The following is a 24,896-nucleotide window of genomic DNA, read 5'->3' on the forward strand; positions in this document are numbered from 1 at the left end:
GCGCGCGGCTCCTCAGAGTTTGCGGAGGGACAGGCGCTGGACCTTGTGGTCGGGGCCCTTGCGCAGCACCAGCGTGGCGCGGCCGCGCGTCGGTGCCACGTTCTCCAGCAGATTGGGCTTGTTGATGGTGCGCCACATCGTACGGGCGTAGTCCAGGGCCTCCTCCTCGGAGACCTGGGTGTACTTCCTGAAGTACGAGCAGGGGTTCTGGAAGGCCGTCTCGCGCAGCTTGCGGAAGCGGTTGAGGTACCAGGTCTCGATGTCCTCGGGACGCGCGTCGACGTACACGCTGAAGTCGAAGTAGTCGGCGAGACCGACCCGGGTGCGGCCGTCCTGGCCCGGCAGGGCCGGCTGGAGGACGTTGAGGCCCTCCACGATCAGGATGTCGGGGCGGCGGACGGTGAGGCGCTCGTCCGGCACGATGTCGTAGATCAGGTGGGAGTAGACCGGGGCGGTCACCTCGTCCTTGCCGGCCTTGATGTCGGCGACGAACCGGGTCAGCGCCCGGCGGTCGTACGACTCGGGGAAACCTTTCCGCGACATCAGGCCGCGCCGCTTCAGCTCCTCCATGGGGTGGAGGAAGCCGTCGGTGGTCACCAGCTCCACGCGCGGGTGCTCGGGCCAGCGGGCCAGCATCGCCTGGAGGACACGGGCGACGGTGGACTTGCCGACCGCGACCGAACCGGCCACTCCTATGACGAAGGGTGTGCCGCGCTGCGCGCCGTGACCGTTGCCGGCGTCGCCCAGGAAGGTGTTGAGGGCGCCCCGCAGTCCGGCTGTGGCCTGGACGTACAGATTGAGCAGCCGGGACAGCGGCAGGTAGACGTCCCGCACCTCGTCCAGGTCGATGACATCGCCGAGTCCGCGCAGCCGCTCGACCTCCTCGGCGGTGAGGGGGAGCGGGGTTCTGTCGCGCAGGGCGCTCCACTCCGCGCGGGTGAGGTCGACGTACGGAGTCGACGCAGGCTCGGCCCGGCGGTGGGCGCTTCGTGGCGGCGAAGAGATCACACAGACATTGTCGGGGGTCGGCGGCGGTTGTGGGTGGTGTGCTCGGTCACGCGGGCGCGACGGAGGCGACGTACTCAAGCGGGGTGCCGGGGGGACGAATCCGCCTCTACTGCCTCGGTACGGCCGTGAGGTGCGGGCGGTCCGAGGTGGCGGGCCAGCCACGGTTCCTGCGCGAGGACCGCACCGACCGTGATGCTGACGGCGATCGCGGCGCAGACCACGATCAGCCACGAGAGCATGGTGAACACCGATCCCACCGATCCGTACTCCTGCAGGCTGCGGTTGAGCGCGTGGGGCATGTAGATCCGCGCGCTGACCGACAGGACCGTCAGCGCCGCCGCCGTGAGGAAGGCGCCGGGCAGCAGCGGCAACCAGTGGACACGACCGGCCAGCAACAGGTGCTGGGTCCACCACCAGAGGGCGGTCAGAGTGATCGCGGTCACCGGCACGCCCAGCCACAGCCCGGCGCCGAAACCGTCGTGCAGGGGTCCTTGCACCAGGACGACGGCCAGCCAGGCGACGATCCAGGCCAGCCACCGCCAGACGGCGAGGCCGGCGCCCCCGCTCGGCAGGGCCCAGGCACGTCTGAAGAGCCGCTGCAGCGCCCGGCTGCACGCGGTCGCGGAGATGAGCACCATGAGAGCGCCCACCGTGCCGATCGTCTGGCCCGCGGTGCCCGGGTGCGACTGAAGAATCTGCTCCAGCTGTGCGTCCGCGTCCCCGGTGAGGCCGAAGACCGTACGCACGGAGCTGACGAGTTGATTCCGCATCCCGCTCGGGGCGAACGAGGCGACCACGAAGAGCAGAGGGATCGCGGTCAGGAAGGTCTGCGCGGCCAGACGGGTCGCGGCGTCCAGGATGTTGACGGAGCGCAGCCGCGAAATGAGGCGTGTGATGACGGGGAAGCGCGAATGTGTGTCGGCCAGCCGCCGCCCCAGACGGGCGCCCATGGCGTCGGACCACGCCCGCCACCGCGCCACGCTCCAGACCGGCAGACGGCGCTGGGTGGTTTCCGCGTGCCCGGCCGCCCCGCCCTTCGGATCCGGCCGGGACCTGTCAGCGCCGTGACGTCGCATCGCGAGGCCCTGGTCACGCGCAGGGCCGGTGAAGCGCGGCGCGTACCGGCTCGGGCCCGGCTGCGGGTACGTGTGCCGCTTCCAGGGTGGTGTTCCGCCGGCCGTCAGCCAGCCTGTGCACTGACCCGTCCGCCCTTGATCGCGTCAAGGAGAGCCTGGTGGTCGCGTTCGTTCTGGTCGGCGTAGGTCTCGGCGAACGTGTTCAGAGCGCGGTCGAAGACGTCGCCGCTGCCCAGATAGGCGGCGATGGCGATGCGGTCGCCCGACCTCGCGTGGGCGCGGGCGAGCGTGGCTCCGCACAGCTCGGCGAACAGCCCCATGCCCTGGGGCACCATCAACGACGGTTCGACGACGAACTTCCAGTCCCGCAACTGGCGTACGTAGAAGTCCCGCTCGCGGCCGTCGATCCCGTGAACCCGTTGCCAGCCGAGAAAGATGTCGCTCGCGGCCTGCATCAGCCGCTGTCCGGCCACCACTCGCTCGCCCTGTGTGGCGAACTCGCTGCTCCCGACGTGCGGAGCCAGCGCGGAGACGTCGGCCTCCTTGGCCTGGAGGAACAGCGGGTCGTCCCCGTCCCGGCCGCGCAGCAGCACGATCCAGCACCGGGTGCCGACGCTGCCGACGCCCACCACCTTGCGCGCCATGTCCACCGGGGTGAACTGCTGGATCAGGTGCTGCCGGTCCGACTGGAGGCTCTTCCGGTAGTCGTGGATCAAGCTCCGGATGATCTCCTCGAGCACGTTGCGTTCCGGGGGCGGCAGAAGATCGGCGAGCGGTGTGACGAGGGGCGGTGTAGCGGCGATCCGGCGCTCACCGTCGACGACGTGGGTGAGCTTCTCGAAAGCCTGGAGGCTGTCATGGGTGCGAGCCTTGGCCAACGACCGTGACAGCCGCTTGCGCCCCCGCTTCTGCAGCCGCCCGGACGCCAGTTCCGCCAGCTGATCGGCGTCGGACCGGGAGTACCAGACGTCGAGCGTGCGCATACCGGCGAACCGGCGCATCTGTTCGCGGTACGACCGCACGGCGGAGCGGACGATCACGCTGCGTTCCGCATCCGTGAAGCCGTTCTCCCGGCCGGCGATGACGAGACTGGCCGCCAGCCGCTTCACGTCCCATTCCCACGGTCCCGGCAGCGTCTCGTCGAAGTCGTTGATGTCGAAGAGCAGATGCCGCTCGGGGGAGGCCAGCAGGCGGAAGTTCAGCATGTGGGCGTCGCCGCACAGTTGGGCGCGCAGACCAGAGTCGATGGTCGTGGCCAGATCACCCGCCATGATCGCGGCAGCGCCCCGGTAGAAGCGGAAGGGGGATTCCGACATCCGCCCGTAGCGGATCGGGACGAGCTCCTGCACCCGCGTCGCGGACTGTTCCTCGATGACGTCCACCGGGTCCGGCCGATGCCGGGAGGGTGTGTATTCGGCGTGGGCGGACCGGGAGGCCCGCGCCCGCGCCGCCCTGCCCTTTGCCGCGCGCTCCTTGGGGGACAGCTGCACCCCTTGCGTGGCCGTCGCCGGCTTGTGGTTCATCTCGTACCCTCCTGAGCGGGTGCGTCGTCGGCCCCCACGCCCGAAGCGGCTCATCTCCAGCAAAGCGCACATCAGGCCGGACGGCACTCCGGCTCGGGAGCGCGAGGGTGCCGGGGCGGACAAGCGCGGGCCGTCAGACAAGTTCGTAGATGCTCCGGCCGACCAGCCAGAAGCCCAGCAACAGGGAGAGAGTGACGATGGCCTGGTCCTGGTGGTCCGTCATCCACGTCCGCAGTGAATCGAGTCTGGCCTGGGCCGCGCCCGGCCGGAACGTCGCGTACAACTCCATCGCCAGCAGGCTGGAGGTGGCCAGTAAGCAGTACAGCATCAGCGTCAGCCACGAGGCGGCTTGGGAGAGGTCCGCCTTCATCACGGTCGTGGCCCCCGCGGCGACGAGTCCCCAGGGCTGGAGAAGGACCGCGAGGCCTGCCGCCGTCCACGCTGAGACGTCACCCTTCGCGGGCGACGCACGGTCCCGTCGGGGACGGTCGGTTCTGCGGCGCCTGTACACCCCGTAGGCGATCAGCCCGACGCCGATGGCCAGCTTGACGGCGAGCGACGCGGTCGAGGGGGCGGAGTGCGCCTTGGGCGGTGTCCCGCCGGTGAAGAGCAGCACACAGGCGATCACCAGAACCAGGCACGCGAGCCAGGACAGAATAAAGGCGACGCCCTTGCGTACGCCCTTGTGCGCCGACAGCACCACGATGAATGCCATGACCGGAAACGGTTCGAGGGTGATCGCCAGGCCGATGAGGATGAGGTCGAGAGTCATCCGGCCTCCTCCTGCCTCCTCCGTAACCCCGCAGCGGAATCCAGCCAGACACGAATCCGGCGGACATGCGATACGGGGTCGCCCATTGGGGCGACGACCGAAGGGGGGCCCGCTCGGACAGGCGTGCCCCGACCCGAGGTGCAGACAGTTCCCCCCGGTGATGCAATGGCTGGGGCGGTGCTGGAAAGCCGCCGAACAGTTCGGAAAGCCTCCACCGTGCATGAGCCCCGGCAAGATCCGGAAGACAGGCCCCAACTTGCGAGGAGCCGACATGAGCGCCGACGAGTTCTCCGAAATGGGTCCTGTCGACTATCTGGTCGTTGAGTTTCCTGGCAACCGGATGACCGGCGAGGGCCTGCCGCTGCTCGTCGACCTGGTCGAGCGCGGAATCATCCGGATCCTCGACCTCTCCTTCGTGAGAAAAGAGCTGGACGGTTCGGTCTCCGGCCTGCAAATCGCCGACTTCGACGCCGACGGCGAACTCGACCTGACCCTCTTCGAGGGCGCGTCATCGGGTCTGCTCGGTGAGGACGATCTCCAGGACGCGGCCGCCGTTCTCGAGCCGGGGAACTCCGCAGGGATCATCGTGTACGAGAACGTGTGGGCCGGGCCGTTCGCGGCGGCCCTGCGGCGCGGCGGCGCCCAGCTGGTGGCGAGCGGACGGATTCCGGTGCAGGCTCTCCTGGCCTCGCTCGAAGCCGCCGAAGCCCGGTCCGATTCCTGAGGCAGTCCGCAGCGGCTGCTCGCGAGACAAGGACAAAGCGCATGCCTGGTCTACTCCGCGGGGTCGCCCGCACCGCCGTCGTCGCCGGGACGGCGACCGCGGTCTCCAACCGTGTATCGCGACGGCAGGCCGGCCGGTGGGCCCAACAGGACGCACCGCAGGCCGCCCCGCAGCAGCCGGCCGCTGCGGCGCCCGAGCCCCCGCCCGCCCCCTCGATGGAGAGCAAGATTTCCCAGTTGAAGGACCTCGGCGAGCTCAAGACGCAGGGCGTTCTCACCGAGGCCGAGTTCGAGGCTCAGAAAAGCCGGATACTCAACTCCTGAACGAACTCCCTGATCGGAGTCAGCCATGGACCGATATCCCCCCATCGCCGACCATGGTCTGATTGGTGATCTGCAGACCGCTGCTCTTGTCTCCTCCCAAGGCGTCATCGACTGGTTCGCGGCTCCCCGGTTCGATTCTCCGAGTGTTTTCGCCGCACTGCTCGACCATGACCGCGGCGGCTACTTCCTCTTCGCCCCGGACGATGCCAACTCGGTCTGCAAACAGCTCTATTACCCGGACACGGCAGTCCTGGTCACCCGGTTCATGTCGCCCGAGGGCGTCGGTGAGGTCCTCGACTACATGCCGCCGGGCCGGATACTCACGCCGACGGACCGCCACACACTGGTGCGCATCGTACGGTCCGTACGCGGCACCGTGCGGTTCTCTCTGAAGTGCGCACCGCGGTTCGACTACGGGCGGGCCACCCATGAGCTCGAACTGCGCCCGGAGGCGGCGGCATTCCGGGCGCCGGCGCAGACCGGCTACCTCCAGGCCACCTTCTCCCTGGAACGCGAGGGGCTGGACGTCCGGGGCGAGGTCACCCTCAACGAGGGCGAGTCGGCTGCCGCAGCCTTCACCGTCTGTGACCCGGACGGTGAGCTGCCCGCCCCCATCACCGTGGAGGCGCTCAACGACCAGCTCTTCGAAGTGGGCGATTTCTGGCAGAACTGGCTGCGCACTTCGCGGTACAACGGCCGGTGGTCGGACATGGTCAACCGCTCCGCCATCACCCTGAAGCTGCTCACCTACGCCCCCACGGGGGCTCCGGTCGCCGCGGCGACCATGGGTCTTCCCGAACAGGTCGGGGGCGAGCGCAACTGGGACTACCGGTACACCTGGATTCGCGACGGGTCGCTGTCGGTGCGGGCGCTGCTGGACCTCGGGTTCGTCGACGAGGCGGCCCGCTTCACGCGCTGGATCGGCGACCGGATGCGCGATCGCTCGGACCTGCCCGGCGAACGTCTGCAGATCATGTACCGGGTCGACGGAGATCCCGACATCCCCGAGGAGATCCTCGACCACTTCGAGGGATACCGCGGCTCGTCCCCGGTGCGGGCCGGGAACGCCGCCATGGACCAGCTGCAGCTCGACATCTACGGCGAGGCGCTCTACGCCCTGGCCGAAGGCCGCGAGGTGGGAAGCCAGACCGGATACCACGGCTGGAAAGGTCTCGCCTCGGTGCTCGACTGGCTCGCCGACTCCTGGGACCGCCCGGACGAGGGCATCTGGGAAACCCGCGGCGGCCGCAAGGACTTCACCTACAGCCGGGTGATGTGCTGGGTCGCCTTCGACCGCGGACTGACTCTGGCGCGGGAGTTCAGCCGGCCCGCCGACATCGCCCGCTGGACCGCCGCACGCGACGCCATCCTCGATCAGGTGATGGAACGGGCGTGGAGCGACAAGGAGCAGGCCCTCGTCCAGCACTACGACGGTGACGTCATGGACGCCTCCCTGCTGCTCATTCCGCGGGTCGGGTTCCTGGCCCGCAAGAGCCCCGGCTGGCTGTCCACGCTCGACGCCATGGACCGCAAGCTCGTCTCGGACAGCCTGGTATACCGCTACGATCCGGCGGCTTCCCCGGACGGTCTGCGCGGCTCTGAGGGCACGTTCAGCCTCTGTACGTTTCTCTACGTCGACGCGCTCGCGATGGCCGGCCGGCTCAGTCAGGCTCGCTATGCGTTCGAGAAGATGCACACGTACGCCAACCATGTGGGTCTGTTCGCCGAGGAGATCGGCCCGAGCGGTGAGCAACTCGGCAATTTCCCGCAGGCGTTCACCCATCTCTCGCTCATCATGGCCGCCACCACCCTCGACGGGGCGATCGACCGGGAACAGGGTCGCTGACCGTCCATGGCAGCGGACTCAGGCCCCGAGTCGGGCCCTTCGCTCGAGGCGGCCGAGTTCCGTGCCCTGTACGAGCGCGTACGGCGCGACGCGCGGGCAGGCACGGCAGGCCGGGGAGCCTTGGACGACATCGCCGCGGCAACGGTGCGGGAGGCGGCCCGCGAAGTGAGGACGGGCCGGACGGTGACCCTGGCAGCAGCCGTGGAGAGCGTGCCGGGGCCGGACAACCCCGACGCCTGCTGCCACCGGATGACCGGCGCGGTCGCCGGCGAGATCGGGACCGGGCTCCAGTTCGCGAGGGACCGCTTCGCCATGAATGTGCACGGCGACGCCGACAGCCACATCGACGCCCTGTGTCACGTCGTCTACGACGGCACTCTCCACGGCGGGGTATCCGCCGACACGTTGACCACGGACGGAGCGGAGGCGCTGTCCATCGATGTGGCGCGCAACGGGATCGTCGGCCGAGGCGTACTGCTCGACATACCCAGGCTGCGAGGGGTGCCGTGGCTCGAGCCGGGCGACCATGTCACCGGGGAGGACCTGGCCGCGGCAGAGACGGCGCAGCACATCGAGGTCGGCGAGGGGGACCTGCTCTTCGTCAGGGTCGGCCACCCCCGCCGCCGCGCCGAGCTCGGAGCATGGAATACGGCGAAGGCACGGGCCGGCCTCCACCCCACCGCCATGACGTTTCTGGCCGACCGGGGCGTCGCCGTGCTCGGCGGTGACGGGAACAACGACACTGCCCCCAGCTCTGTCGACGGTGTCGGCTTCCCCGTGCACGTCCTCGGTGTGCACGCCATGGGGCTGCATCTTCTGGACTACCTGCAGTTCGAGGGCCTGGTGCCGCTCTGCGAGGAGGAGGACCGCTGGTCGTTCCTCTGCGTGATCGCCCCTCTCCGGCTTCCTGGGGCTACCGGGTCTCCCGTGAATCCGATCGCGATCGTGTGAGACGGCTCGGAAGTCCGGCGGGCAGCAGCTCGGTCGTGACGAGGGCGACCACCGCCGCCAGGATCACCACCGGAACCGTCGCGGAGTTTCCGAGCAGCATGACCACGAGCACCACGCTGCTGACCGGCAGCCGCATGACGCTGGTGAGGGCAGCCGCCATACCCCCGGCCACTCCCGGTACGACGCCCAGGCCGGGCAGGGGCGACAGCAGCACCCCCACCGCCGCGCCCAGGAACAGAGACGGAAACACCGGACCGCCGCGCAGGCTGCCCAGACAGAGGGCGTAGGCGAGCGATTTGAAGAGCACCACGGCCAGCAGCGCACCGACCCCCCAGGCATGGGGATCGGAGGCCATGTCGGCGAGCGTGGCCTGTCCGGACGAAGCGACGTCCACCGGGGTGCGGCCGGTGATGACCGCGTACAGGGCGGCGCAGCCACCGGCGGCCACCGCGCAGACAACCGTCCTGGTGAACGTGCGCGCTGCCACGAACGCGGCGGTCAGCCGTCCGCCGGCGATCGCCAGGTGCATCAGCACGGCGATGGCCACAGCCATCAGAATCGACCAGAACACGTCCCCGGTGTCCAGACGCGGGGGCGACTCCGGGAACTTCAGAGCGAGGCTGCCCGTGTCCAGCCCGGTCCAGCGCCCGAATCCGGTGAACACCAGGGCTCCCACTCCGCTCGACAGCAGAGCGGGGAGCATGATCGCGAACAGCTGCGGACCTCCCACTCCCACCACCTCGATGAGCAGCACCGCGGCGATGAGCGGACTGCCGAAAATCACCGAGATCGCCGCCGCGGCGCCGGCCGCGCCCAGCAGGGCGGTGCTCTTCGCAGTGGCGGGGGCGCGGGCGAGATCCCTGAAGAGCAGGGCCAGACCACCGCCGAGGGCGATCAGCGGCGCCTCCGGTCCCAGGACAGCGCCGAGCGGGAGGCTCGCCGCCGCCGCGATCACCACTCCGGGCAGCGCGGCTGTCGATGCTCCTCCGGCGTGCAGGCCGGACGCCGGGATGTGGCCTCCCGCGCCGGGCAGATGGGTGACGACCAGCCCCACGATGACTCCGGCGACCAGGAGCAGCGGCAGGGGCCACCACGACGGCGGGGTGTCCCAGCCCAGGGCCTGCGGCAGATCCGCCCACAGCACGTGTTCGAGTTCCTGGAGGCCGGCGAGGAACCAGAAAGCCACGAGGGAGATCGGAATGCCGATCAGGCCGCTGAGGACCAGCGCCTTGAGGTAGCCGGGGGTGCGCAGCACGTCCCGCAGCAGGGCGGTCTCCTGTGGCTGCGCCGGGGTGTCGGAAGCTGCGGGCCGGTCGCTCGGCGCCGTCATGGAATCCTTCCTTCCCGGTCACCACCGCGGCCGGCGGTCATGGTTCACGCTCCGCAGAGCCCGGGGCGGATCGTCGCCGTTCCAGCCCCATCTGAACCGCTCCGAAGACGACCTTGGCGATCAGGCCCACCAGGATCAGGTCCATGAGCATCTGCACCATGGTCAGCACACGGGCCGGTCCCGAGGTGGGCACGATGTCGCCGAAGCCGACGGTGGCGAACACGGTGACGGTGAAATACAGCGCGTCGGTACGGCTCAACTGTTCGTTGAAGGACGATGCCTGCTCCCAGGCCATCAGGAAGTACGCGGCGGCGAACAGCAGCAGGAACAGGGGCACAGCCGTGGCCAGTGCCTCGATCGCGCGCAGCGGGGGATGCTCGGAACCGATGATGGCCATCGTCTGCCAGGCGACCAGAGCCCCGAACGCCAGCAGCCCCAGGACCAGTGCCGTCAGCGTGCCGACGCCGAGGTCGCTGTCCAGCGGAAGCAGGTAGTACAAGGCGGTGAGCAGAACGACGACGACAGCCGAGCGCAGCAACGAAACGAAGAGCAGGCGGCGGCGGTGCCGTCGGCTGCGGGCGCCGTCCCCGTCGGCTGTCACGACGGCCGGGCCAGGGCGTCCCCGCCGGGCCGCGCGGCCGGGTCCCGTGAGCCGGCGTCGTCCAGGAACTCACGGAGTGCGAAGGCCGCCAGGACGGCGACAGCAATCCAGAGCACGACTTGCGTGGTCGGGTACGACCAGGTGGCCAGGACAAGCGCCGCGGCCAGCAGGATGGCCCCGCCGGTCCAGCGCTTGTAGCGGTGGACGAACGATCCCACCGGACCCAGGCGCCCCTCCGCCGAGGTGGCTCCGCGCACCGCGCCGATCCCGGCGACACAGGCACGGCGCACCGTGACCGCGGCCCTGGAGGGCCCGATGAGGAAGGCGCCGATGGCGGTCACCAACGCAACGGCGGCCACGGCACGCACCGTTGCGCGCAGGAATCTGACGAGTGTGTCGAAGACCGATGCCGCAGCCGGCTCGTACACGCCCGGCGGCAGCCGGTCGAGGTAGATGCCCCGGAAGACGGTGAGGCTGGTGCCGAGCAGCATCGAAGGGGAGCTCTCCGGTGGATCCGGCTCGGATACGTGGGGTGCCATGGAGCGCTCCTGCGTCTGGTCCCGTGGGGCCGCGAGCGGCGGATCAGTCCGCCGCTCGTTCAGGAAAAGCGCTCCGTGCGAATACCGCGACCGGAGGTGAGCCCCCGGCTGTCAGGGCTGCGCCGGCCGTGGGGCGGCGCACAGCGCCCAGATGATGAAGAGGTCGATGGCGATGAGCACGATGGCCCAGAAGGGGTAGTAGGGCAGCCACAGGAAGTTCGAGATCATGGCCAGGCCCGCTACCGCCACACCGATGACCCGTGCCCAGACCTCTCCCCTGAACAGGGCGAGTCCGGTGAGTACGAGGATGATGCCGAGGATCAGATGGACCCAGCCCCACCCGGTCAGGTTGAACTGGAACGAGTAATTGCGGGTGGTGACGAACACGTCGTCCTTGGCGATGGCTGCGATGCCGTTGAAGATGGCCATGATCCCGCCAAAGATCATCAGGACGGCGGCGAACACCATCCATCCACCGGCGAAGCCTCTGCCGCCGTGCGCCGTGTCGCCTTCTCGGACGCCTGCGTGAGTAGCCATGGTGCGTCCCCCTTCGGGTAGTAGGGCCAACTAGCCGGAGCGGCCCGTTGGTCCGATCGGCTTGATTCCAGCGTCCACCCCTGGGGCGTGGCCCGCACCACGGGCGGCTCCGCCCCGGTCGCCCGTTGGCCGCGGACAAGCGGGAAGATACGTTCGAAGTGCGGCCGATTCGCGTAGGGACAGGCCCGGGCGAGAGGCAGGGCCGGGCCGGCGGCCACATTCTCGACCGGCTGAACCGACAGCTGGGCCGACCGGGCGAAGAACGGCCGCCAAACGGCCCAACGGGAGCCGGGGGAGCGTGCCGCCTCCCGCCCGCCGGTGATTCTGTGACGAGCCGGCCCGACCGGTGCTGCGGCCCGCGGGACCGGGGCCACGCTCCGAGGAGGCACACCATCGTGAATCCCACCGCAGGCGCGGCACAGGGCGTGATCCCCGCGCACCTGCTGAAAGGCCAGAAGGCGCTCGTCACGGGCGCCAACTCCGGTATCGGCAGGGCGACCGCCATCGGACTGGGCCGGGCCGGTGCCGACGTGGTCGTGAACTACGTGGCCGATCGCGACGCCGCCGAGCAGGTCGTCGACGAGATCAAGGGCTTCGGGGTGCGTGCCGCGGCGTACGAGGCCGACGTGTCCCAGGAGGACCAGGTCATCGCCATGGTCGACGGGATGGTCCAGGAGTTCGGAACGATCGACATCCTGGTGGCCAACGCGGGCCTGCAGCGGGACGCCCGGCTCACCGACATGACACTCGCCCAGTGGCAGAAGGTGCTGGACGTCAACCTCACCGGACAGTTCCTGTGTGCCCGGGAGGTGACGAAGGAGTTCCTGCGGCGCGGTGTCGTCCCGGAGGTGTCGCGCGCGGCCGGGAAGATCATCTGTATGAGCTCGGTGCATCAGCTCATCCCCTGGGCGGGGCACGTGAACTACGCCTCGTCCAAGGGCGGCGTACTGATGATGATGCAGACGCTGGCGCAGGAACTCGCCCCCCAGAGGATCCGAGTGAACGCGGTCGCCCCGGGAGCCATCAGGACGCCGATCAACCGCAGCGCCTGGGAGACGCCCGAGGCCCGGAAGGACCTGCTGAGGCTGATCCCCTACGACCGCATCGGAGACCCCGATGACATCGCCTACGCCGTCGTCGGCCTCGCCTCCGACCTCATGGACTACGTGGTGGGTACCACGCTCTACGTGGACGGCGGGATGACCCTCTTCCCCGGATTCGCCACCGGCGGCTGACGCTTCTCCTCAGGCGTCACCGACGACGACCTGCGGCGACGGCAGGCTGGACCCGGTCACCGGGACGCGTACGCCCCCGGCACTCGAAGGAGACAAGGTCGTGCTCTTCGGCAGCGCGCCACCAGGGCCGGCCCGTTCGGCGTCCGGAGGCCGGGAATGATGTCCTGGGCGGTGGCCTTTCGGCTGCGGCAATATGCCAAATCAAGCCTGTGGATCATCCCGCTCTTCGGACTTCTCCTGGGCGCGATTCTCGCCCGGCTCGCCCAGGCGCTGGACGGAACGTTCCAACTGCCCGCGGAGTGGCGGTACTCCGCGTCCACGGCGAGCACCGTTCTGAGTGCCATCGTCGGGGCCATGGTCGGCCTGCTCGGATTTGTGGTGACCATCGGTGTCCTCGTCGTCCAGCAGGCGACCGGAACCCTGTCCCCCCGGTACATGCGCCTCTGGTACCGGGACCGGCTGCAGAAGTCCGTACTCGCCACGTTCGCCGGGACGTTCGCGTTCGCCTTCTCCCTCCTGCGCTCCGTCGAGGAGGACTCCGTCCCCGACTTGGGGGTCACACTCGCCGGTCTGGCCGTCGCGGTCAGCCTGCTGCTCCTGCTCATCTATCTCAACCGGTTCACCCACAACCTCAGGCCGGTGGCCATCGCCGACCTGGTCACCCGCTTCGGGGAACGTGTCCTGGCCCGGTGGGCGGCGGAGGCCGGCCTTCCCGCGGTCCAGTACGGGGAGCACGGGAAGCCCTTGCCCGGTGAGGCGAGAACCCTTGTACGGTCCGAACGGGGCGGCTCCATCCAGGCGTTCCACGTGGCAGGGCTGAAAGCCGCCGCGGTGCGCCACGGCTGTACGTTCGTACTCACGCATCCGGTCGGCGACTTCGTGCCACCCGGCACCACCCTCATCGAGGTCCACGGCGGAACCTCGCAGCCGGATCCCCGGCAGCTGACGGGACTCGTGGCCCTGGGTGTCGAGCGGACCATCGAACAGGACCCGGCCTTCGCCCTGCGCATCCTCGTCGACATCGCCATCCGGGCACTCTCCCCGGCCGTGAACGACCCCACGACCGCCGTCCAGGTCCTGGACCACATCGAGGAGTTCCTGCACGTCGTCGGCAGGAACGAACTGCGCGCCGACTACGCGATCGGCGACGACCGCGGCCGGCCGCTTCTGCTGTTTCCGGGCCGCACCTGGGAGGACTATCTCCAGCTGGCCGTCACCGAGATCCGTGATTTCGGCGCGAGGTCCACCCAGACCTGCCGGCGGCTCCGGGCCCTGCTGGAGAGCCTTCTCGACGTCCTGCCCGACCGGCACCTGGCCGCGGTGCGAGCGGAGCTGAGGCTCCTGGACGAGTCGGTTCAGCGGAACTTCACCGACCCCGCGGGCCGTGCCACGGCACAGGTCGGCGACCGTCAGGGCATCGGCGGGGGGCGCCCTCGGCCGTCAACGCCGCCCGGCTGAGCGTGCCGCGAGCGGTTCGACCGGCTGCCCGAAGCCGGTGAGCCCCCGGTACCCGTGGCGCGGTGACTCGGTCACGAGGACCCGGCTTCCGCTCTGCGAACATACAGACACGTGATGCCGGTCTCCGGTACCCGTGGGCTCGAAGGGGTTGGTATGTGCGGAATCGTGGGTTACGTCGGCGGGCAGTCGGCGCTTGATGTGGTCATCGCGGGCCTCAAGCGGCTCGAGTACCGGGGGTACGACTCGGCAGGCGTGGCCGTGCTCGCCGACGGCGGGCTGGCCGCGGCGAAGAAGGCGGGCAAGCTCGTCAATCTGGAGAAGGAGCTGGTGGGCCGGCCGCTGCCGACCGGGTCGACCGGTATCGGGCACACCCGGTGGGCCACGCACGGCGGGCCGACCGACGCCAACGCCCATCCTCACCTGGACAACGCGGGGCGCGTCGCCGTCGTACACAACGGCATCATCGAGAACTTCGCCGCCCTGCGGGCCGAGTTGGAGACGCGCGGGCACGCGCTGGAGTCCGAGACCGACACCGAGGTCGTGGCGCATCTGCTCGCCGAGTCGTTCTCGTCGTGCGGGGACCTCGCCGAGTCGATGCGGCAGGTGTGCCGGCAGCTCCAGGGCGCTTTCACGCTGGTCGCGGTGCACGCGGACGAGCCGGATGTGGTGGTGGGAGCCCGGCGGAACTCCCCGCTGGTGGTGGGCGTCGGCGACGGCGAGTCCTTCCTCGCCTCCGATGTGGCCGCCTTCATCGCGCACACGCGCTCGGCGATCGAGCTGGGGCAGGACCAGGTGGTGGAGCTGCGCCGGGACGGCGTGAGCGTCACCGACTTCGACGGGGTGCCCGCGGAAGTGCGCTCGTACCACGTGGACTGGGACGCCTCCGCCGCCGAGAAGGGCGGCTACGACTACTTCATGCTCAAGGAGATCGCCGAGCAGCCGAAGGCGGTCGCCGACACCCTGCTGGGCCGGATCGACGCGGGGGGCTCCCTCACCCTCGACGAGGTGCGGATTCCGGTTTCGGTGCTGCGGGAGGCGAACAAGGTCGTCATCGTGGCGTGCGGGACCGCGTTCCACGCCGGGATGATCGCCAAGTACGCCATCGAGCACTGGACGCGTATCCCCTGCGAGGTGGAGCTGGCGAGCGAGTTCCGCTACCGGGACCCGATTCTGGACCAGCGGACGCTGGTGATCGCGATCTCCCAGTCCGGCGAGACCATGGACACCCTGATGGCGCTGCGGCACGCGCGCGAGCAGGGCGCGAAGGTGCTGGCCATCTGCAATACGAACGGCTCGACGATCCCGCGGGAGTCGGACGCCGTGCTGTACACGCACGCAGGGCCCGAGGTCGCGGTCGCCTCGACCAAGGCCTTTCTGACCCAACTGGTGGCCTGTTATCTGCTCGCGCTGTATCTGGGGCAGGTGCGCGGCACCAAGTGGGGCGACGAAATCCAGTCCGTCATCCGCGACTTGGCCAAGATCTCGGGCGCGGTCGAGCAGGTCCTGGAGACCATGGAGCCGGTCCGGCAGCTGGCACGTTCGCTCGCCGACAAGAACACGGTGCTGTTCCTGGGGCGGCATGTGGGCTATCCGGTGGCGCTCGAAGGTGCGCTGAAGCTCAAGGAGCTGGCGTACATGCACGCCGAGGGCTTCGCCGCGGGTGAGCTCAAGCACGGGCCGATCGCGCTGATCGAGCAGGATCTGCCGGTGGTGGTCGTGGTGCCGTCGCCGCGCGGACGCTCGGTGCTGCACGACAAGATCGTCTCCAACATCCAGGAGATCCGGGCGCGGGGAGCGCGGACGATCGTGATCGCGGAGGTGGGGGACGAGACGGTCGAGCCGTACGCGGACCATCTCATCCGGATCCCGGCGACACCGACGCTGCTGCAGCCGCTGGTCGCGACGGTGCCCTTGCAGGTCTTCGCGTGCGAGCTGGCGACGGCGCGCGGCAACGAGGTCGACCAGCCGCGCAACCTCGCGAAGTCTGTCACCGTCGAATGATCATTGGGGTGGGGATCGATGTCGCCGAGATCGACCGGTTCGCCGCGACGATGAGGCGTACGCCGGGAATGGCCGGACGGCTGTTCCTGGAGCGGGAGTTGCTGCTGCCGAGCGGTGAGCGGCGCGGTTACGCCTCCCTCGCGGCACGGTTCGCCGCCAAGGAGGCGGTGGCCAAGGCGCTCGGCGCACCCGGCGGGCTGCACTGGACGGACGCCGAGGTGTACGTCGAGGACAGCGGGCAGCCGCGGCTGCGGGTGCGCGGGACGGTGGCCGCCCGCGCGGCGGAGCTCGGTGTGCGGTCGTGGCACGTCTCGCTGAGCCATGACGCGGGGGTGGCGTCGGCCGTGGTGATCGCGGAGGGTTGACCGTATGCGCATCGCTTACAGCGTGGAGACCGTACGGGCCGCCGAGGCCGAGCTGATGGCGCGGCTCCCGGAGGGAGCGCTTATGCAGCGCGCGGCCGCCGGACTGGCCGCCGCCTGTGCCGGTCTGCTCGGCCGGGTGTACGGGGCACGGGTCGTCCTGCTCGTCGGCAGCGGGGACAACGGCGGCGACGCGCTGTACGCGGGGGCGCGGCTGGCCCGCCGCGGGGCCGGGGTCTGTGCCGTGCTCCTCGCCCCCGACCGCGCGCACCAGGGCGGACTCGCGGCCCTGCTCGGCGCCGGCGGCCGGGTCACCGACGACCCCTTCGAGGTGCTCGCCGACGCGGACCTGGTCCTGGACGGCGTCACCGGCATCGGCGGACACGGCGGGCTGCGCCCGGACGCGGTGCCGGTGATCCGGGCCGCGCGCGGCTCCAACGCCGTCGTCGTCGCCGTCGACCTGCCCAGCGGCGTCGAGGCGGACACCGGAGAGGTCCGGGGCGAGGCCCTGCACGCGGACGCGACGGTGACCTTCGGTACGTACAAACCGGGCCTGCTCATCGACCCGGCGAAGGAGTACGCGGGAATGGTGCGGCTCGTCGGCATCGGGCTCGAGGACCATCTGCCGTCCGTGCCCGATCTCGAGGCACTCCAACACGCGGATGTGGCACGGCTGTTGCCGGTGCCGACCGGAGAGAGCGACAAGTACCGGCGGGGCGTCGTCGGCGTCGTCGCCGGGTCCGCGCGCTACCCGGGCGCGGCCGTGCTCGCGGTGGCGGGCGCGCTGCGCGGCGGGGCCGGCGCCGTGCGGTACGTCGGGCCCGCCGCCGACGGGGTGATCGCCCGCTTCCCGGAGGCCCTGGTGCACGGCGGACCGCCCGCGAAGGCGGGGCGCGTGCAGGCGTGGGTGGTCGGTCCCGGGCTCGGCGACGGGATCGGCGTCGTGGCCGAAGTCCTGGACTCCGACGTGCCCGTGCTGGTCGACGCGGACGGGCTGCGGCTGCTCGACGCGGCGGCGGTACGGGGCCGCGGCGCGCCCACGCTGCTGACCCCGCACGCCGGGGAGGCGGCCGCGCTGCTCGGCGTACCGCGCGAGGAGGTGGAGTCGGCGCGGCTCGCCTCCGTACGGGAGCTGGCCTCGCGCTATGGAGCCACGGTGCTGCTCAAGGGCTCGACGACCCTGGTCGCCGCGCCGGACGGCGGCCGGTCCCCGGTCCGGGTCAACCCGATGGGCACGCCGTGGCTGGCCACGGCGGGCAGCGGCGATGTGCTCTCCGGACTCGCGGGCTCGCTGCTGGCGGCCGGACTCGACGCGCGGGACGCGGGGTCGGCCGCGGCGTATCTGCACGGGCTCGCGGCCCGCCACGCGGCGTCGGAGGGCGGGCCGATCACGTCGTACGAGGTGGCGGAGGCGCTGCGCTCCGCGTGGGGAGACGTCCAGGCTTGATACCGGGGCTCCGCCCCGGACCCCGCGCCTCGAACGCCGGCGAGGCTCGCGTTGCCGAGGCGGCACGCCGTGAGCAACCGCACAACTGTTGTACGAGCGCTGTCGCACCGCTCTGAGAGACTGGGCGCGATGAGTCAGACACCACGCCTGAGAGCCCGCGCCGAGATCGACCTCGCGGCCCTGCGCGCCAATGTGCGCGCGCTGCGCGCCCGCGCGCCCCGTGCTGCCCTGATGGCCGTGGTGAAGTCGGACGCTTACGGACACGGCATGGTGCCCTGCGCCAGGGCCGCGCTGGAGGCCGGCGCCACCTGGCTCGGCACCGCCACCCCCCACGAGGCCCTCGCACTGCGCGCGGCGGGCATCCAGGGGCGGGTGATGTGCTGGCTGTGGACGCCCGGCGACCCCTGGCGCGAGGGCATCGAGGCCGATCTCGACATGTCGGTCAGCGGCCTGTGGGCGCTGCGCGAAGTCACCGCGGCGGCCCGGGAGGCGGGGCGGCCGGCCCGTATCCAGCTGAAGGCCGACACCGGCCTCGGGCGTAACGGCTGCCTGCCCGCCGACTGGCCCGAACTGGTCGCCGCCGCGCTCGCCGCCGAGGCCGCCGGCACGGTCAAGGTCACCGGCCTCTGGTCGCACCTCGCCTGCGCCGACGAGCCGGGGCATCCCTCGATCGCCGCGCAACTGGACGTATTCCGCGAGCTGGTGGCGTACGCCGAGAAGGCGGGTATCGAGCCCGAGGTCCGGCACATCGCCAACTCCCCGGCGACGCTGACCATCCCTGAAGCGCACTTCGATCTCGTACGGACCGGCATCGCGATGTACGGGATCTCGCCCAGCCCCGAGCTCGGCACGCCCGCGGACTTCGGGCTGCGGCCCGTGATGACGCTCGCCGCATCCGTCGCCCTGGTGAAGCAGGTCCCGGCGGGTCACGGCGTCAGTTACGGGCATCAGTACGTCACAGCGGACGAGACGACACTCGGCCTCATCCCTCTCGGCTACGCGGACGGCGTCCCGCGCCATGCCTCGGGCCGGGGTCCGGTCCTGGTCGGCGGCGCGTGGCGGCGGGTCGCGGGACGGGTGGCGATGGATCAGTTCGTGGTCGACCTGGGAAGGGAGAGGGTCGAGGAAGGCGCCGAGGCGCTGCTGTTCGGACCGGGCGACCGGGGCGAGCCGACCGCAGAGGACTGGGCGGAGGCAGCGGACACCATCGCGTACGAGATCGTGACCCGCATCGGTACCAGGGTTCCGCGCGTCTACCTGAACGAGGACAACGAGGACAACGAGTTCTCCGACGGACGAGGAGCGGCACGGTGAGCGAGACCAGCACGGGGGACGCCGTGGCGGCCGCGGCGGCGGCGGCCGCGACGGGCAACTGGCGCCGGGCGGGCATCGTCGGCGCCGCGATAGGTGTGATCGCGGCCGGTGCGGCCGCGGGTGTGGCGCTCGAGCGGATGACGGTCGGCCGCGGCATGCGCCAGAAGGCACGGCTCGCGCTGGACGCGTCCGGGCCGTACGGCGCACTGCGTGGCATGCCGGGCAAGGCGCTCGGCGACGACGGCACCGAGCTCTACTACGAGGCCGACGAGGTGGACCCGGACGCGGGCGCCCCGCGCCGCCGCCGGCTCTTCGGCCGCAAGGCCCCGGCGCCGGTCACGGTCGTCTTCAGCCACGGCTACTGCCTCAGCCAGGACTCCTGGCACTTCCAGCGGGCGGCCCTGCGCGGTCTGGTGCGCGCGGTGTACTGGGACCAGCGCAGCCATGGCCGTTCGGCCCGCGGCGCCTCCCAGTCGGGCCCGGACGCCGTGCCGGTCTCCATCGACCAGCTGGGCCGCGACCTGAAGGCGGTCATCGACGCGGCCGCGCCCGAGGGCCCGCTGGTGCTCGTCGGCCACTCCATGGGCGGCATGACGATCATGGCGCTGGCCGAGCAGTTCCCCGAGCTGGTACGGGAGCGGGTCGTCGGGGTCGCCATGGTCGGCACGTCGAGCGGAAAGCTGGGCGAGGTCAACTACGGGCTGCCGCTCGCGGGCGTGAACGCGGTGCGGCGGGTGCTCCCCGGTGTACTCAAGGCGCTCGGCTCACAGGCCGAACTGGTCGAGCGGGGCCGCCGGGCCACCGCCGACCTCTTCGCCGGCCTCATCAAGCGGTATTCGTTCTCGTCCAAGGACGTCGACCCGGCGGTGGCGCGGTTCGCGGAGCGGCTCATCGAGTCGACCCCGATCGACGTGGTCGCGGAGTTCTACCCGGCCTTCGTGGAGCACGACAAGGCCGAGTCGCTCGCCGTCTTCCTCGAGGTGCCGGCGCTCGTCCTGGCCGGGGACAAGGATCTGGTCACGCCGAGCTCGCACAGCGAGGCCATCGCGGACCTGCTGCCGGACTCGGAGCTGGTGATCGTGCCGGACGGCGGGCATCTGGTGATGCTGGAGCACCCGGAGGCCGTCACGGACCGTCTCGCCGACCTGCTGGCCCGGGTCGGCGCGGTGCCGGCACCGGCTAACGTTGGCCCGTATGGAAGCACCGCACAGCCCGGCGGCTGAGTCTGCCGCCCGACTCGCTGCCGTCCGTCTCGCCGTCGAGTCCCCCGAGGAGATGCAGGAGCTGGGGCGCAGGCTCGCGAAGCTGCTGCGCCCCGGTGACCTGGTGATGCTCACCGGCGAGCTCGGCGCGGGCAAGACGACACTGACGCGTGGCCTGGGCGAGGGCCTCGGAGTCCGCGGCGCCGTCACGTCGCCGACCTTCGTGATCGCCCGCGTCCACCCCTCGCTGACCGGCGGCCCGGCCCTGGTCCATGTGGACGCCTACCGCCTGGGCGGCGGCCTGGACGAGATGGAGGACCTCGATCTCGATGTCTCGCTGCCGGAGTCGGTGATGGTCGTGGAGTGGGGCGACGGAAAGGTCGAGGACCTCTCGGACGACCGGCTGCATGTGCTGATCCACCGCGTGGTCGGTGCTGCGCCTTCCCCGGGGGAGACCGCTGGACCCGCGGAGTACGACGACCGCCGCGAGGTCACGCTGACGGGCTTCGGCGCGCGCTGGGCCACGGTCGATCTGACGTCCGTGGGGGCTTGAGCCGTACTCGGCGGGGCTGTGCGGGTCCCGGTTGTGTACGTTCCGACAAGACGTCGGCAAAATGTTGCGCGAGCTGTGTCGTGCGTGGTCACATGGTAGCGAGACGTGGTTAGGTCTACCTAACTACGCCTGCCCCCGGAGCCTCAGGAGGCATCCATGTCGGCATCCGAGCGCGAGTTCCAGCCACGGCCGCAGTCCGCGGAGCCGGCGCAGCCGGTGACGCAGCCGTCGGCCCTGTCGATGCGTGATCTGCTGGCGTCGTGCGCGGCGGCCAGCGCGGTCTCCACTCCGCCCCGCGAGGAGCGGCGGGCGGAGGAGCTGCGCGCCGAGGAACGCGAACCCAGGCGCGACGCGGCGTAATTCACGCGACGCGGCGTAATTCGTACGGGCGACTCTCCGCGCGCGGAGTTCCCTGGTCCGCACAGGACCTGCCGAAACGAAAGACCCTAGCGGACGACGACGACCTTCGAGCCGATCGTCGCGAACGTCCACATCGCGTCGCCGTCCGCCCGCTTCATGCGTACACCACCGGTCTTCTTGCGCGGGTCCGGGCTCGCCATCGACCCGTCCCTCGCCGCGCTGAAGCCGATCGACACATCGTCGACGTCCGCGAACCGCACCACATGCTCGATCGGTACCCCGTCCGAGCCGGGGACGGTCCCCGACCGCGAGGTCACCGTGTGCACACCCGGTGGCGGGCCGACCGTCGACGGCATGACCTCGAAGGTCCGCCTCAGCTGGTTCTTCGGGCCCACGAGCCACACCCGCCGGTCGCTCAGCGAGTACACGACGCGCACGCCCGCACCCGACTTCGCGGGCACGGTCAGGGGGTCCCTGGGCTTCTGCTTGGGGCTGTCGGAGGCCTGCGCGGAGGGAACAGCGCTCGGGCTACTCGGCTTTCCGAGGTGGTCGGGGGCGCTCGCCGACGCCTGGTAGGCGAGGAACGCGACAACGGCCAGAGCCGCCGCCGTGAGCCCGGCCACCAGTCCCGAGCTGCTCCGTGCCACCGTGCCCACCTCTCTGATGTACGTATCCGTGGTGACGGTAGCAGCAGCCGTACCCCCAGACGGGGCACCGTGCCCCCGCCGCAAGAGCCGTAGGCTGTTTGCGTGCTCCTGCTCGCCGTTGATACCGCCACGCCCGCCGTCACCGCCGCCCTCCACGACGGCAGCTCCGTCGTCGCCGAGTCCTCCCGCGTCGATGCGCGCCGGCACGGGGAGCTCCTGCTGCCCGCCGTCGACCGCGTCCTCGCCGACGCCGGGGTGAAACTCGACGCCGTCACCGCTGTGGTGGTCGGGGTCGGCCCCGGCCCGTACACCGGACTCCGCGTCGGTCTGGTCACGGCCTCGACCTTCGGCTCGGCGCTGGGGGTGCCGGTGTACGGGCTCTGCACGCTGGACGGGCTGGCGTACGCGTCGGGTCTCGACGAGCCCTTCGTGGTGGCGACGGACGCGCGCCGCAAAGAGGTGTACTGGGCGCGGTACGACTCCGCCCGCAGGCGGATCGGCGAGCCCGCCGTGGACCGGCCCGCCGACATCGCGGAACAGGTCGCGGGCCTGCCGGCGGTCGGCGCCGGTGCGCTGCTCTACCCCGAGACCTTCCCGGACGCGCGCGGGCCCGAGTATGTCCCGGCCGGAGCGCTCGCCTCGCTGGCCGCCGAGAAGCTGGCCGCGGGCGTCGCCTTCCTGCCGCCGCTGCCGCTGTATCTGCGCAGGCCCGACGCGCAGGTGCCGAAGAACTACAAGGTGGTCACACCCAAGTGACCCTTACCGTCACCGCTGTGCTTCGCGAGATGCGCTGGTGGGACCTGGAGCCGGTGCTCGCGCTCGAGCACGCGCTGTTCCCCGAGGACGCCTGGTCGCCCGGCATGTTCTGGTCCGAGCTCGCGCACGCGCGCGGCCCCCGGGCCACCCGCCGCTATGTGGTGGCCGAGGCGGCCGGGGAGATCGTCGGGTACGCCGGGCTCGCGGCGGCCGGCGGCCTCGGGGACGTACAGACCATCGCCGTGGCCCGCGGCCAGTGGGGCACGGGACTCGGCTCCCGGCTGCTCACGGATCTGCTGCAGCACGCCACCGCCTTCGAGTGCGACGAGGTGCTCCTCGAAGTGCGCGTGGACAACACCAGGGCCCAGAAGCTGTACGAACGCTTCGGCTTCGAGCCCATCGGATTCCGCCGCGGCTACTACCAGCCGGGCAATATCGACGCCCTCGTCATGCGGCTCCACGTACAAGGAACAGAGACCCACTGATGGCTGGACAGGCTGGACGGGCTGGACTGACTGATGGCTGACGAACCGCTCGTACTCGGCATCGAGACCTCCTGCGACGAGACCGGCGTCGGCATCGTCCGCGGTACGACGCTGCTCGCGGACGCCGTCGCCTCAAGCGTGGACACGCACGCCCGCTTCGGCGGAGTGGTCCCCGAGATCGCCTCGCGCGCGCATCTGGAGGCGATGGTCCCGACCGTCGAGCGCGCCCTGAAGGAGGCGGGCGTCTGCGCCCGCGACCTCGACGGCATCGCGGTGACGGCCGGTCCGGGCCTCGCGGGCGCGCTGCTGGTCGGGGTCGCGGCGGCGAAGGCGTACGCGTACGCGCTGGGCAAGCCGCTGTACGGGGTGAACCACCTGGCCTCGCACATCTGCGTCGACCAGCTGGAGCACGGGCCGCTGCCCGAGCCGACGATGGCGCTGCTGGTGAGCGGTGGCCACTCGTCGCTGCTGCTCGCGCCCGACATCACCTCGGACGTACGGCCCATGGGCGCGACGATCGACGATGCCGCGGGCGAGGCCTTCGACAAGATCGCGCGGGTGCTCAACCTGGGCTTCCCCGGCGGTCCGGTGATCGACCGGCTGGCGAAGGAGGGCGACCCGGCCGCGATCGCGTTCCCGCGCGGGCTGAGCGGCTCGCGCGACCCGGCGTACGACTTCTCCTTCTCGGGGCTGAAGACCTCGGTGGCCCGCTGGATCGAGGCGAAGCGGGCGGCGGGCGAGGAGGTGCCGGTACGGGATGTGGCGGCGTCCTTCCAGGAAGCGGTCGTGGATGTGCTGACGCGGAAGGCGGTGCGCGCCTGCAAGGACCAGGGCGTGGACCACCTGATGATCGGCGGGGGAGTGGCCGCCAACTCGCGGCTGCGCGCGCTGGCGCTGGAGCGGTGCGAGCGGGCGGGGATCCGGCTGCGCGTACCGCGGCCCGGGCTGTGCACGGACAACGGCGCGATGGTGGCGGCGCTGGGCGCGGAGATGGTGGCGCGGGGCAGGCCGGCCTCGGACCTGGAGCTGTCGGCGGACTCGTCCCTGCCGGTGACCGAGCCGCATGTCCCCGGCCGCACGCACTCGCACGACCATGTGCACGAGATCAGCAAGGACAACCTGTACTCATGACGGTCGCGCTGATGTGGGAGGCCAAGGCGGTCCGGGGCCGGGGCGCGGAGCTGCTCGAATGGGCCCGCGCCCAGGAGCTGGCGCACGATCCGCAGCGCCGCGAGACGTTCCGGGCGGCCCAGGACCGGCTGCTGGTCATCACCTGGTGGGACGCGGACGATGTGGGCGCGGAGCTGCCCGAACTCCCGGAGCCCGCAACCGACTTGGTCACGCGGCCGGTACACCGGTGGCGCTTCGAGTCGCTGGGCTGAGAATTTTCCGGAAGAATTCCGGCGACGATGTCGATCCGGTTGTCTCCCGTTCGACGCATGGGTGAGAGGCGGGGAACGGCCCCGCTCTCCCGAACCGAGGAGTCACCATGCCGCGCTTCCTGTCGATGGTCCGTGTCAACGAGAACGAGCTCGCCGGGGAGGACTTCCCCGAGGACTTCAACCAGCGCATGGGCAGCCTGCTGGAGGAGATCACCAAGGCCGGGGTCATGCTGGACACGGCCGGTCTCACCCCGACCTCCGCGGGCACCCGCGTGACCTGGTCGGGCGGCAAGCTGTCGTACACCGACGGGCCCTTCACCGAGAGCAAGGAAGTCATCGGCGGCTACGCCATCATGCAGTGCAAGGACAAGGCGGAGGCCCTCGAATGGGCCAAGCGCTTCCTGGAGATCCACCCCGAGCAGTGGGCGGTCACCTGCGAGGTCCGCCAGATCGACGAGGGCTGA

At 70.7% G+C, this 24,896-nt stretch carries 27 protein-coding genes; 18 read left to right on the forward strand and 9 right to left on the reverse strand.

The window, feature by feature from the left end; genetic code table 11:
• Window positions 1-12: 12 nt before the first annotated feature.
• The 4 genes from coaA to SLUN_RS24090 form a co-directional block, all read right to left on the reverse strand.
• A complete protein-coding gene (gene coaA / locus SLUN_RS24075; protein WP_108151548.1) occupies window positions 13-1,008 on the reverse strand; it encodes a type I pantothenate kinase in 996 nt (331 codons plus the stop codon).
• 74 nt (window positions 1,009-1,082) lie between these two features.
• Window positions 1,083-2,084 (reverse strand): YihY/virulence factor BrkB family protein, encoded by a 1,002-nt coding sequence (locus tag SLUN_RS24080; protein WP_254709845.1) that lies wholly within the window; start codon window positions 2,082-2,084, stop codon window positions 1,083-1,085.
• 104 nt (window positions 2,085-2,188) lie between these two features.
• The gene (locus SLUN_RS24085; protein WP_108151552.1) at window positions 2,189-3,607 is read right to left on the reverse strand and encodes a DUF2252 domain-containing protein; all 1,419 of its coding nucleotides are present in this window, start codon (window positions 3,605-3,607) and stop codon (window positions 2,189-2,191) included.
• A 133-nt stretch (window positions 3,608-3,740) separates the two neighbouring features.
• The gene (locus tag SLUN_RS24090) at window positions 3,741-4,379 is read right to left on the reverse strand and encodes a GAP family protein (RefSeq protein ID WP_108151554.1); all 639 of its coding nucleotides are present in this window, start codon (window positions 4,377-4,379) and stop codon (window positions 3,741-3,743) included.
• Window positions 4,380-4,650: 271 nt separating this feature from the next.
• Here SLUN_RS24090 and SLUN_RS24095 point away from each other — a divergent pair, with 271 nt between their 5' ends.
• From SLUN_RS24095 to SLUN_RS24110, 4 genes are read left to right on the forward strand one after another with little or no spacing between them, the layout of a single operon-like run.
• Window positions 4,651-5,103, forward strand: a complete 453-nt coding sequence (locus SLUN_RS24095) for a DUF6325 family protein (RefSeq protein ID WP_246338442.1) — start codon at window positions 4,651-4,653, stop codon at window positions 5,101-5,103.
• A gap of 41 nt (window positions 5,104-5,144) precedes the next feature.
• A complete protein-coding gene (locus tag SLUN_RS24100; protein WP_108151556.1) occupies window positions 5,145-5,426 on the forward strand; it encodes an SHOCT domain-containing protein in 282 nt (93 codons plus the stop codon).
• Between the two features lie 25 nt (window positions 5,427-5,451).
• Entirely contained in the window at window positions 5,452-7,272 is a 1,821-nt protein-coding gene (locus SLUN_RS24105; RefSeq protein WP_108151558.1) for a glycoside hydrolase family 15 protein, read from the forward strand.
• A 6-nt stretch (window positions 7,273-7,278) separates the two neighbouring features.
• Entirely contained in the window at window positions 7,279-8,223 is a 945-nt protein-coding gene (locus SLUN_RS24110) for a cyclase family protein (protein WP_108151560.1), read from the forward strand.
• On the opposite strand, the gene SLUN_RS24115 is transcribed toward SLUN_RS24110, so the two are convergent.
• The 4 genes from SLUN_RS24115 to SLUN_RS24130 all read right to left on the reverse strand — a co-directional run bounded on the left by SLUN_RS24115 (window position 8,186) and on the right by SLUN_RS24130 (window position 11,230).
• Window positions 8,186-9,553, reverse strand: coding sequence for a chloride channel protein (locus SLUN_RS24115; RefSeq protein ID WP_108151562.1), 1,368 nt, complete (start codon window positions 9,551-9,553; stop codon window positions 8,186-8,188). The genes SLUN_RS24110 and SLUN_RS24115 overlap by 38 nt on opposite strands.
• 37 nt (window positions 9,554-9,590) lie before the next feature.
• A complete protein-coding gene (locus tag SLUN_RS40085) occupies window positions 9,591-10,154 on the reverse strand; it encodes a potassium channel family protein (protein WP_170146600.1) in 564 nt (187 codons plus the stop codon).
• On the reverse strand, window positions 10,151-10,693 hold the full coding sequence (locus SLUN_RS24125; protein ID WP_159100313.1) for a hypothetical protein: 543 nt from the start codon (window positions 10,691-10,693) through the stop codon (window positions 10,151-10,153). The genes SLUN_RS40085 and SLUN_RS24125 overlap by 4 nt, the downstream gene beginning before the upstream one ends.
• Window positions 10,694-10,804: 111 nt before the next feature.
• A complete protein-coding gene (locus tag SLUN_RS24130; protein WP_108151566.1) occupies window positions 10,805-11,230 on the reverse strand; it encodes a DUF7144 family membrane protein in 426 nt (141 codons plus the stop codon).
• 440 nt (window positions 11,231-11,670) lie between these two features.
• Between SLUN_RS24130 and SLUN_RS24135 the strand changes: the two genes are divergently transcribed.
• The 9 genes from SLUN_RS24135 (at window position 11,671) to SLUN_RS24175 (ending at window position 21,162) form a co-directional block, all read left to right on the forward strand.
• Window positions 11,671-12,465 carry an SDR family oxidoreductase gene (locus tag SLUN_RS24135; protein WP_108154908.1) on the forward strand — a complete coding sequence of 265 codons (795 nt, stop codon included), beginning with the start codon at window positions 11,671-11,673 and terminating at the stop codon, window positions 12,463-12,465.
• A 156-nt stretch (window positions 12,466-12,621) separates the two neighbouring features.
• Window positions 12,622-13,923: a DUF2254 domain-containing protein gene (locus tag SLUN_RS24140; protein ID WP_254709943.1), complete on the forward strand. Its 1,302-nt coding sequence runs from the start codon at window positions 12,622-12,624 to the stop codon at window positions 13,921-13,923.
• Between the two features lie 153 nt (window positions 13,924-14,076).
• Entirely contained in the window at window positions 14,077-15,924 is a 1,848-nt protein-coding gene (gene glmS / locus SLUN_RS24145; protein ID WP_108151568.1) for a glutamine--fructose-6-phosphate transaminase (isomerizing), read from the forward strand.
• Window positions 15,921-16,289 carry a holo-ACP synthase gene (locus SLUN_RS24150; RefSeq protein WP_108151570.1) on the forward strand — a complete coding sequence of 123 codons (369 nt, stop codon included), beginning with the start codon at window positions 15,921-15,923 and terminating at the stop codon, window positions 16,287-16,289. The genes glmS and SLUN_RS24150 overlap by 4 nt, the downstream gene beginning before the upstream one ends.
• 4 nt (window positions 16,290-16,293) lie before the next feature.
• Window positions 16,294-17,733, forward strand: coding sequence for an NAD(P)H-hydrate dehydratase (locus tag SLUN_RS24155; protein WP_108151572.1), 1,440 nt, complete (start codon window positions 16,294-16,296; stop codon window positions 17,731-17,733).
• A gap of 129 nt (window positions 17,734-17,862) precedes the next feature.
• Window positions 17,863-19,047, forward strand: coding sequence for an alanine racemase (alr, locus tag SLUN_RS24160; RefSeq protein WP_108151574.1), 1,185 nt, complete (start codon window positions 17,863-17,865; stop codon window positions 19,045-19,047).
• On the forward strand, window positions 19,044-20,270 hold the full coding sequence (locus tag SLUN_RS24165) for an alpha/beta fold hydrolase (RefSeq protein WP_108151576.1): 1,227 nt from the start codon (window positions 19,044-19,046) through the stop codon (window positions 20,268-20,270). The genes alr and SLUN_RS24165 overlap by 4 nt, the downstream gene beginning before the upstream one ends.
• Complete coding sequence (gene tsaE, locus SLUN_RS24170; protein ID WP_108151578.1) at window positions 20,242-20,802, forward strand: tRNA (adenosine(37)-N6)-threonylcarbamoyltransferase complex ATPase subunit type 1 TsaE; 561 nt, start codon at window positions 20,242-20,244, stop codon at window positions 20,800-20,802. The genes SLUN_RS24165 and tsaE overlap by 29 nt, the downstream gene beginning before the upstream one ends.
• A gap of 156 nt (window positions 20,803-20,958) precedes the next feature.
• A complete protein-coding gene (locus SLUN_RS24175; RefSeq protein ID WP_108151580.1) occupies window positions 20,959-21,162 on the forward strand; it encodes a hypothetical protein in 204 nt (67 codons plus the stop codon).
• Between the two features lie 86 nt (window positions 21,163-21,248).
• On the opposite strand, the gene SLUN_RS24180 is transcribed toward SLUN_RS24175, so the two are convergent.
• A complete protein-coding gene (locus SLUN_RS24180; protein WP_108154910.1) occupies window positions 21,249-21,785 on the reverse strand; it encodes a L,D-transpeptidase in 537 nt (178 codons plus the stop codon).
• A gap of 126 nt (window positions 21,786-21,911) precedes the next feature.
• Here SLUN_RS24180 and tsaB point away from each other — a divergent pair, with 126 nt between their 5' ends.
• From tsaB to SLUN_RS24205, 5 genes are all read left to right on the forward strand, one after another.
• Window positions 21,912-22,565 carry a tRNA (adenosine(37)-N6)-threonylcarbamoyltransferase complex dimerization subunit type 1 TsaB gene (gene tsaB, locus SLUN_RS24185; RefSeq protein WP_108151582.1) on the forward strand — a complete coding sequence of 218 codons (654 nt, stop codon included), beginning with the start codon at window positions 21,912-21,914 and terminating at the stop codon, window positions 22,563-22,565.
• Window positions 22,566-22,594: 29 nt separating this feature from the next.
• A complete protein-coding gene (gene rimI / locus SLUN_RS24190; protein WP_108154911.1) occupies window positions 22,595-23,050 on the forward strand; it encodes a ribosomal protein S18-alanine N-acetyltransferase in 456 nt (151 codons plus the stop codon).
• Between the two features lie 33 nt (window positions 23,051-23,083).
• Window positions 23,084-24,181, forward strand: a complete 1,098-nt coding sequence (gene tsaD / locus SLUN_RS24195; RefSeq protein ID WP_108151584.1) for a tRNA (adenosine(37)-N6)-threonylcarbamoyltransferase complex transferase subunit TsaD — start codon at window positions 23,084-23,086, stop codon at window positions 24,179-24,181.
• Window positions 24,178-24,432: a hypothetical protein gene (locus SLUN_RS24200; RefSeq protein ID WP_108151586.1), complete on the forward strand. Its 255-nt coding sequence runs from the start codon at window positions 24,178-24,180 to the stop codon at window positions 24,430-24,432. The genes tsaD and SLUN_RS24200 overlap by 4 nt, the downstream gene beginning before the upstream one ends.
• 107 nt (window positions 24,433-24,539) lie before the next feature.
• Window positions 24,540-24,896 carry a YciI family protein gene (locus SLUN_RS24205; RefSeq protein WP_108151588.1) on the forward strand — a complete coding sequence of 119 codons (357 nt, stop codon included), beginning with the start codon at window positions 24,540-24,542 and terminating at the stop codon, window positions 24,894-24,896.

It is taken from the genome of Streptomyces lunaelactis (genome assembly GCF_003054555.1).
Lineage (GTDB): Bacteria > Actinomycetota > Actinomycetes > Streptomycetales > Streptomycetaceae > Streptomyces > Streptomyces lunaelactis.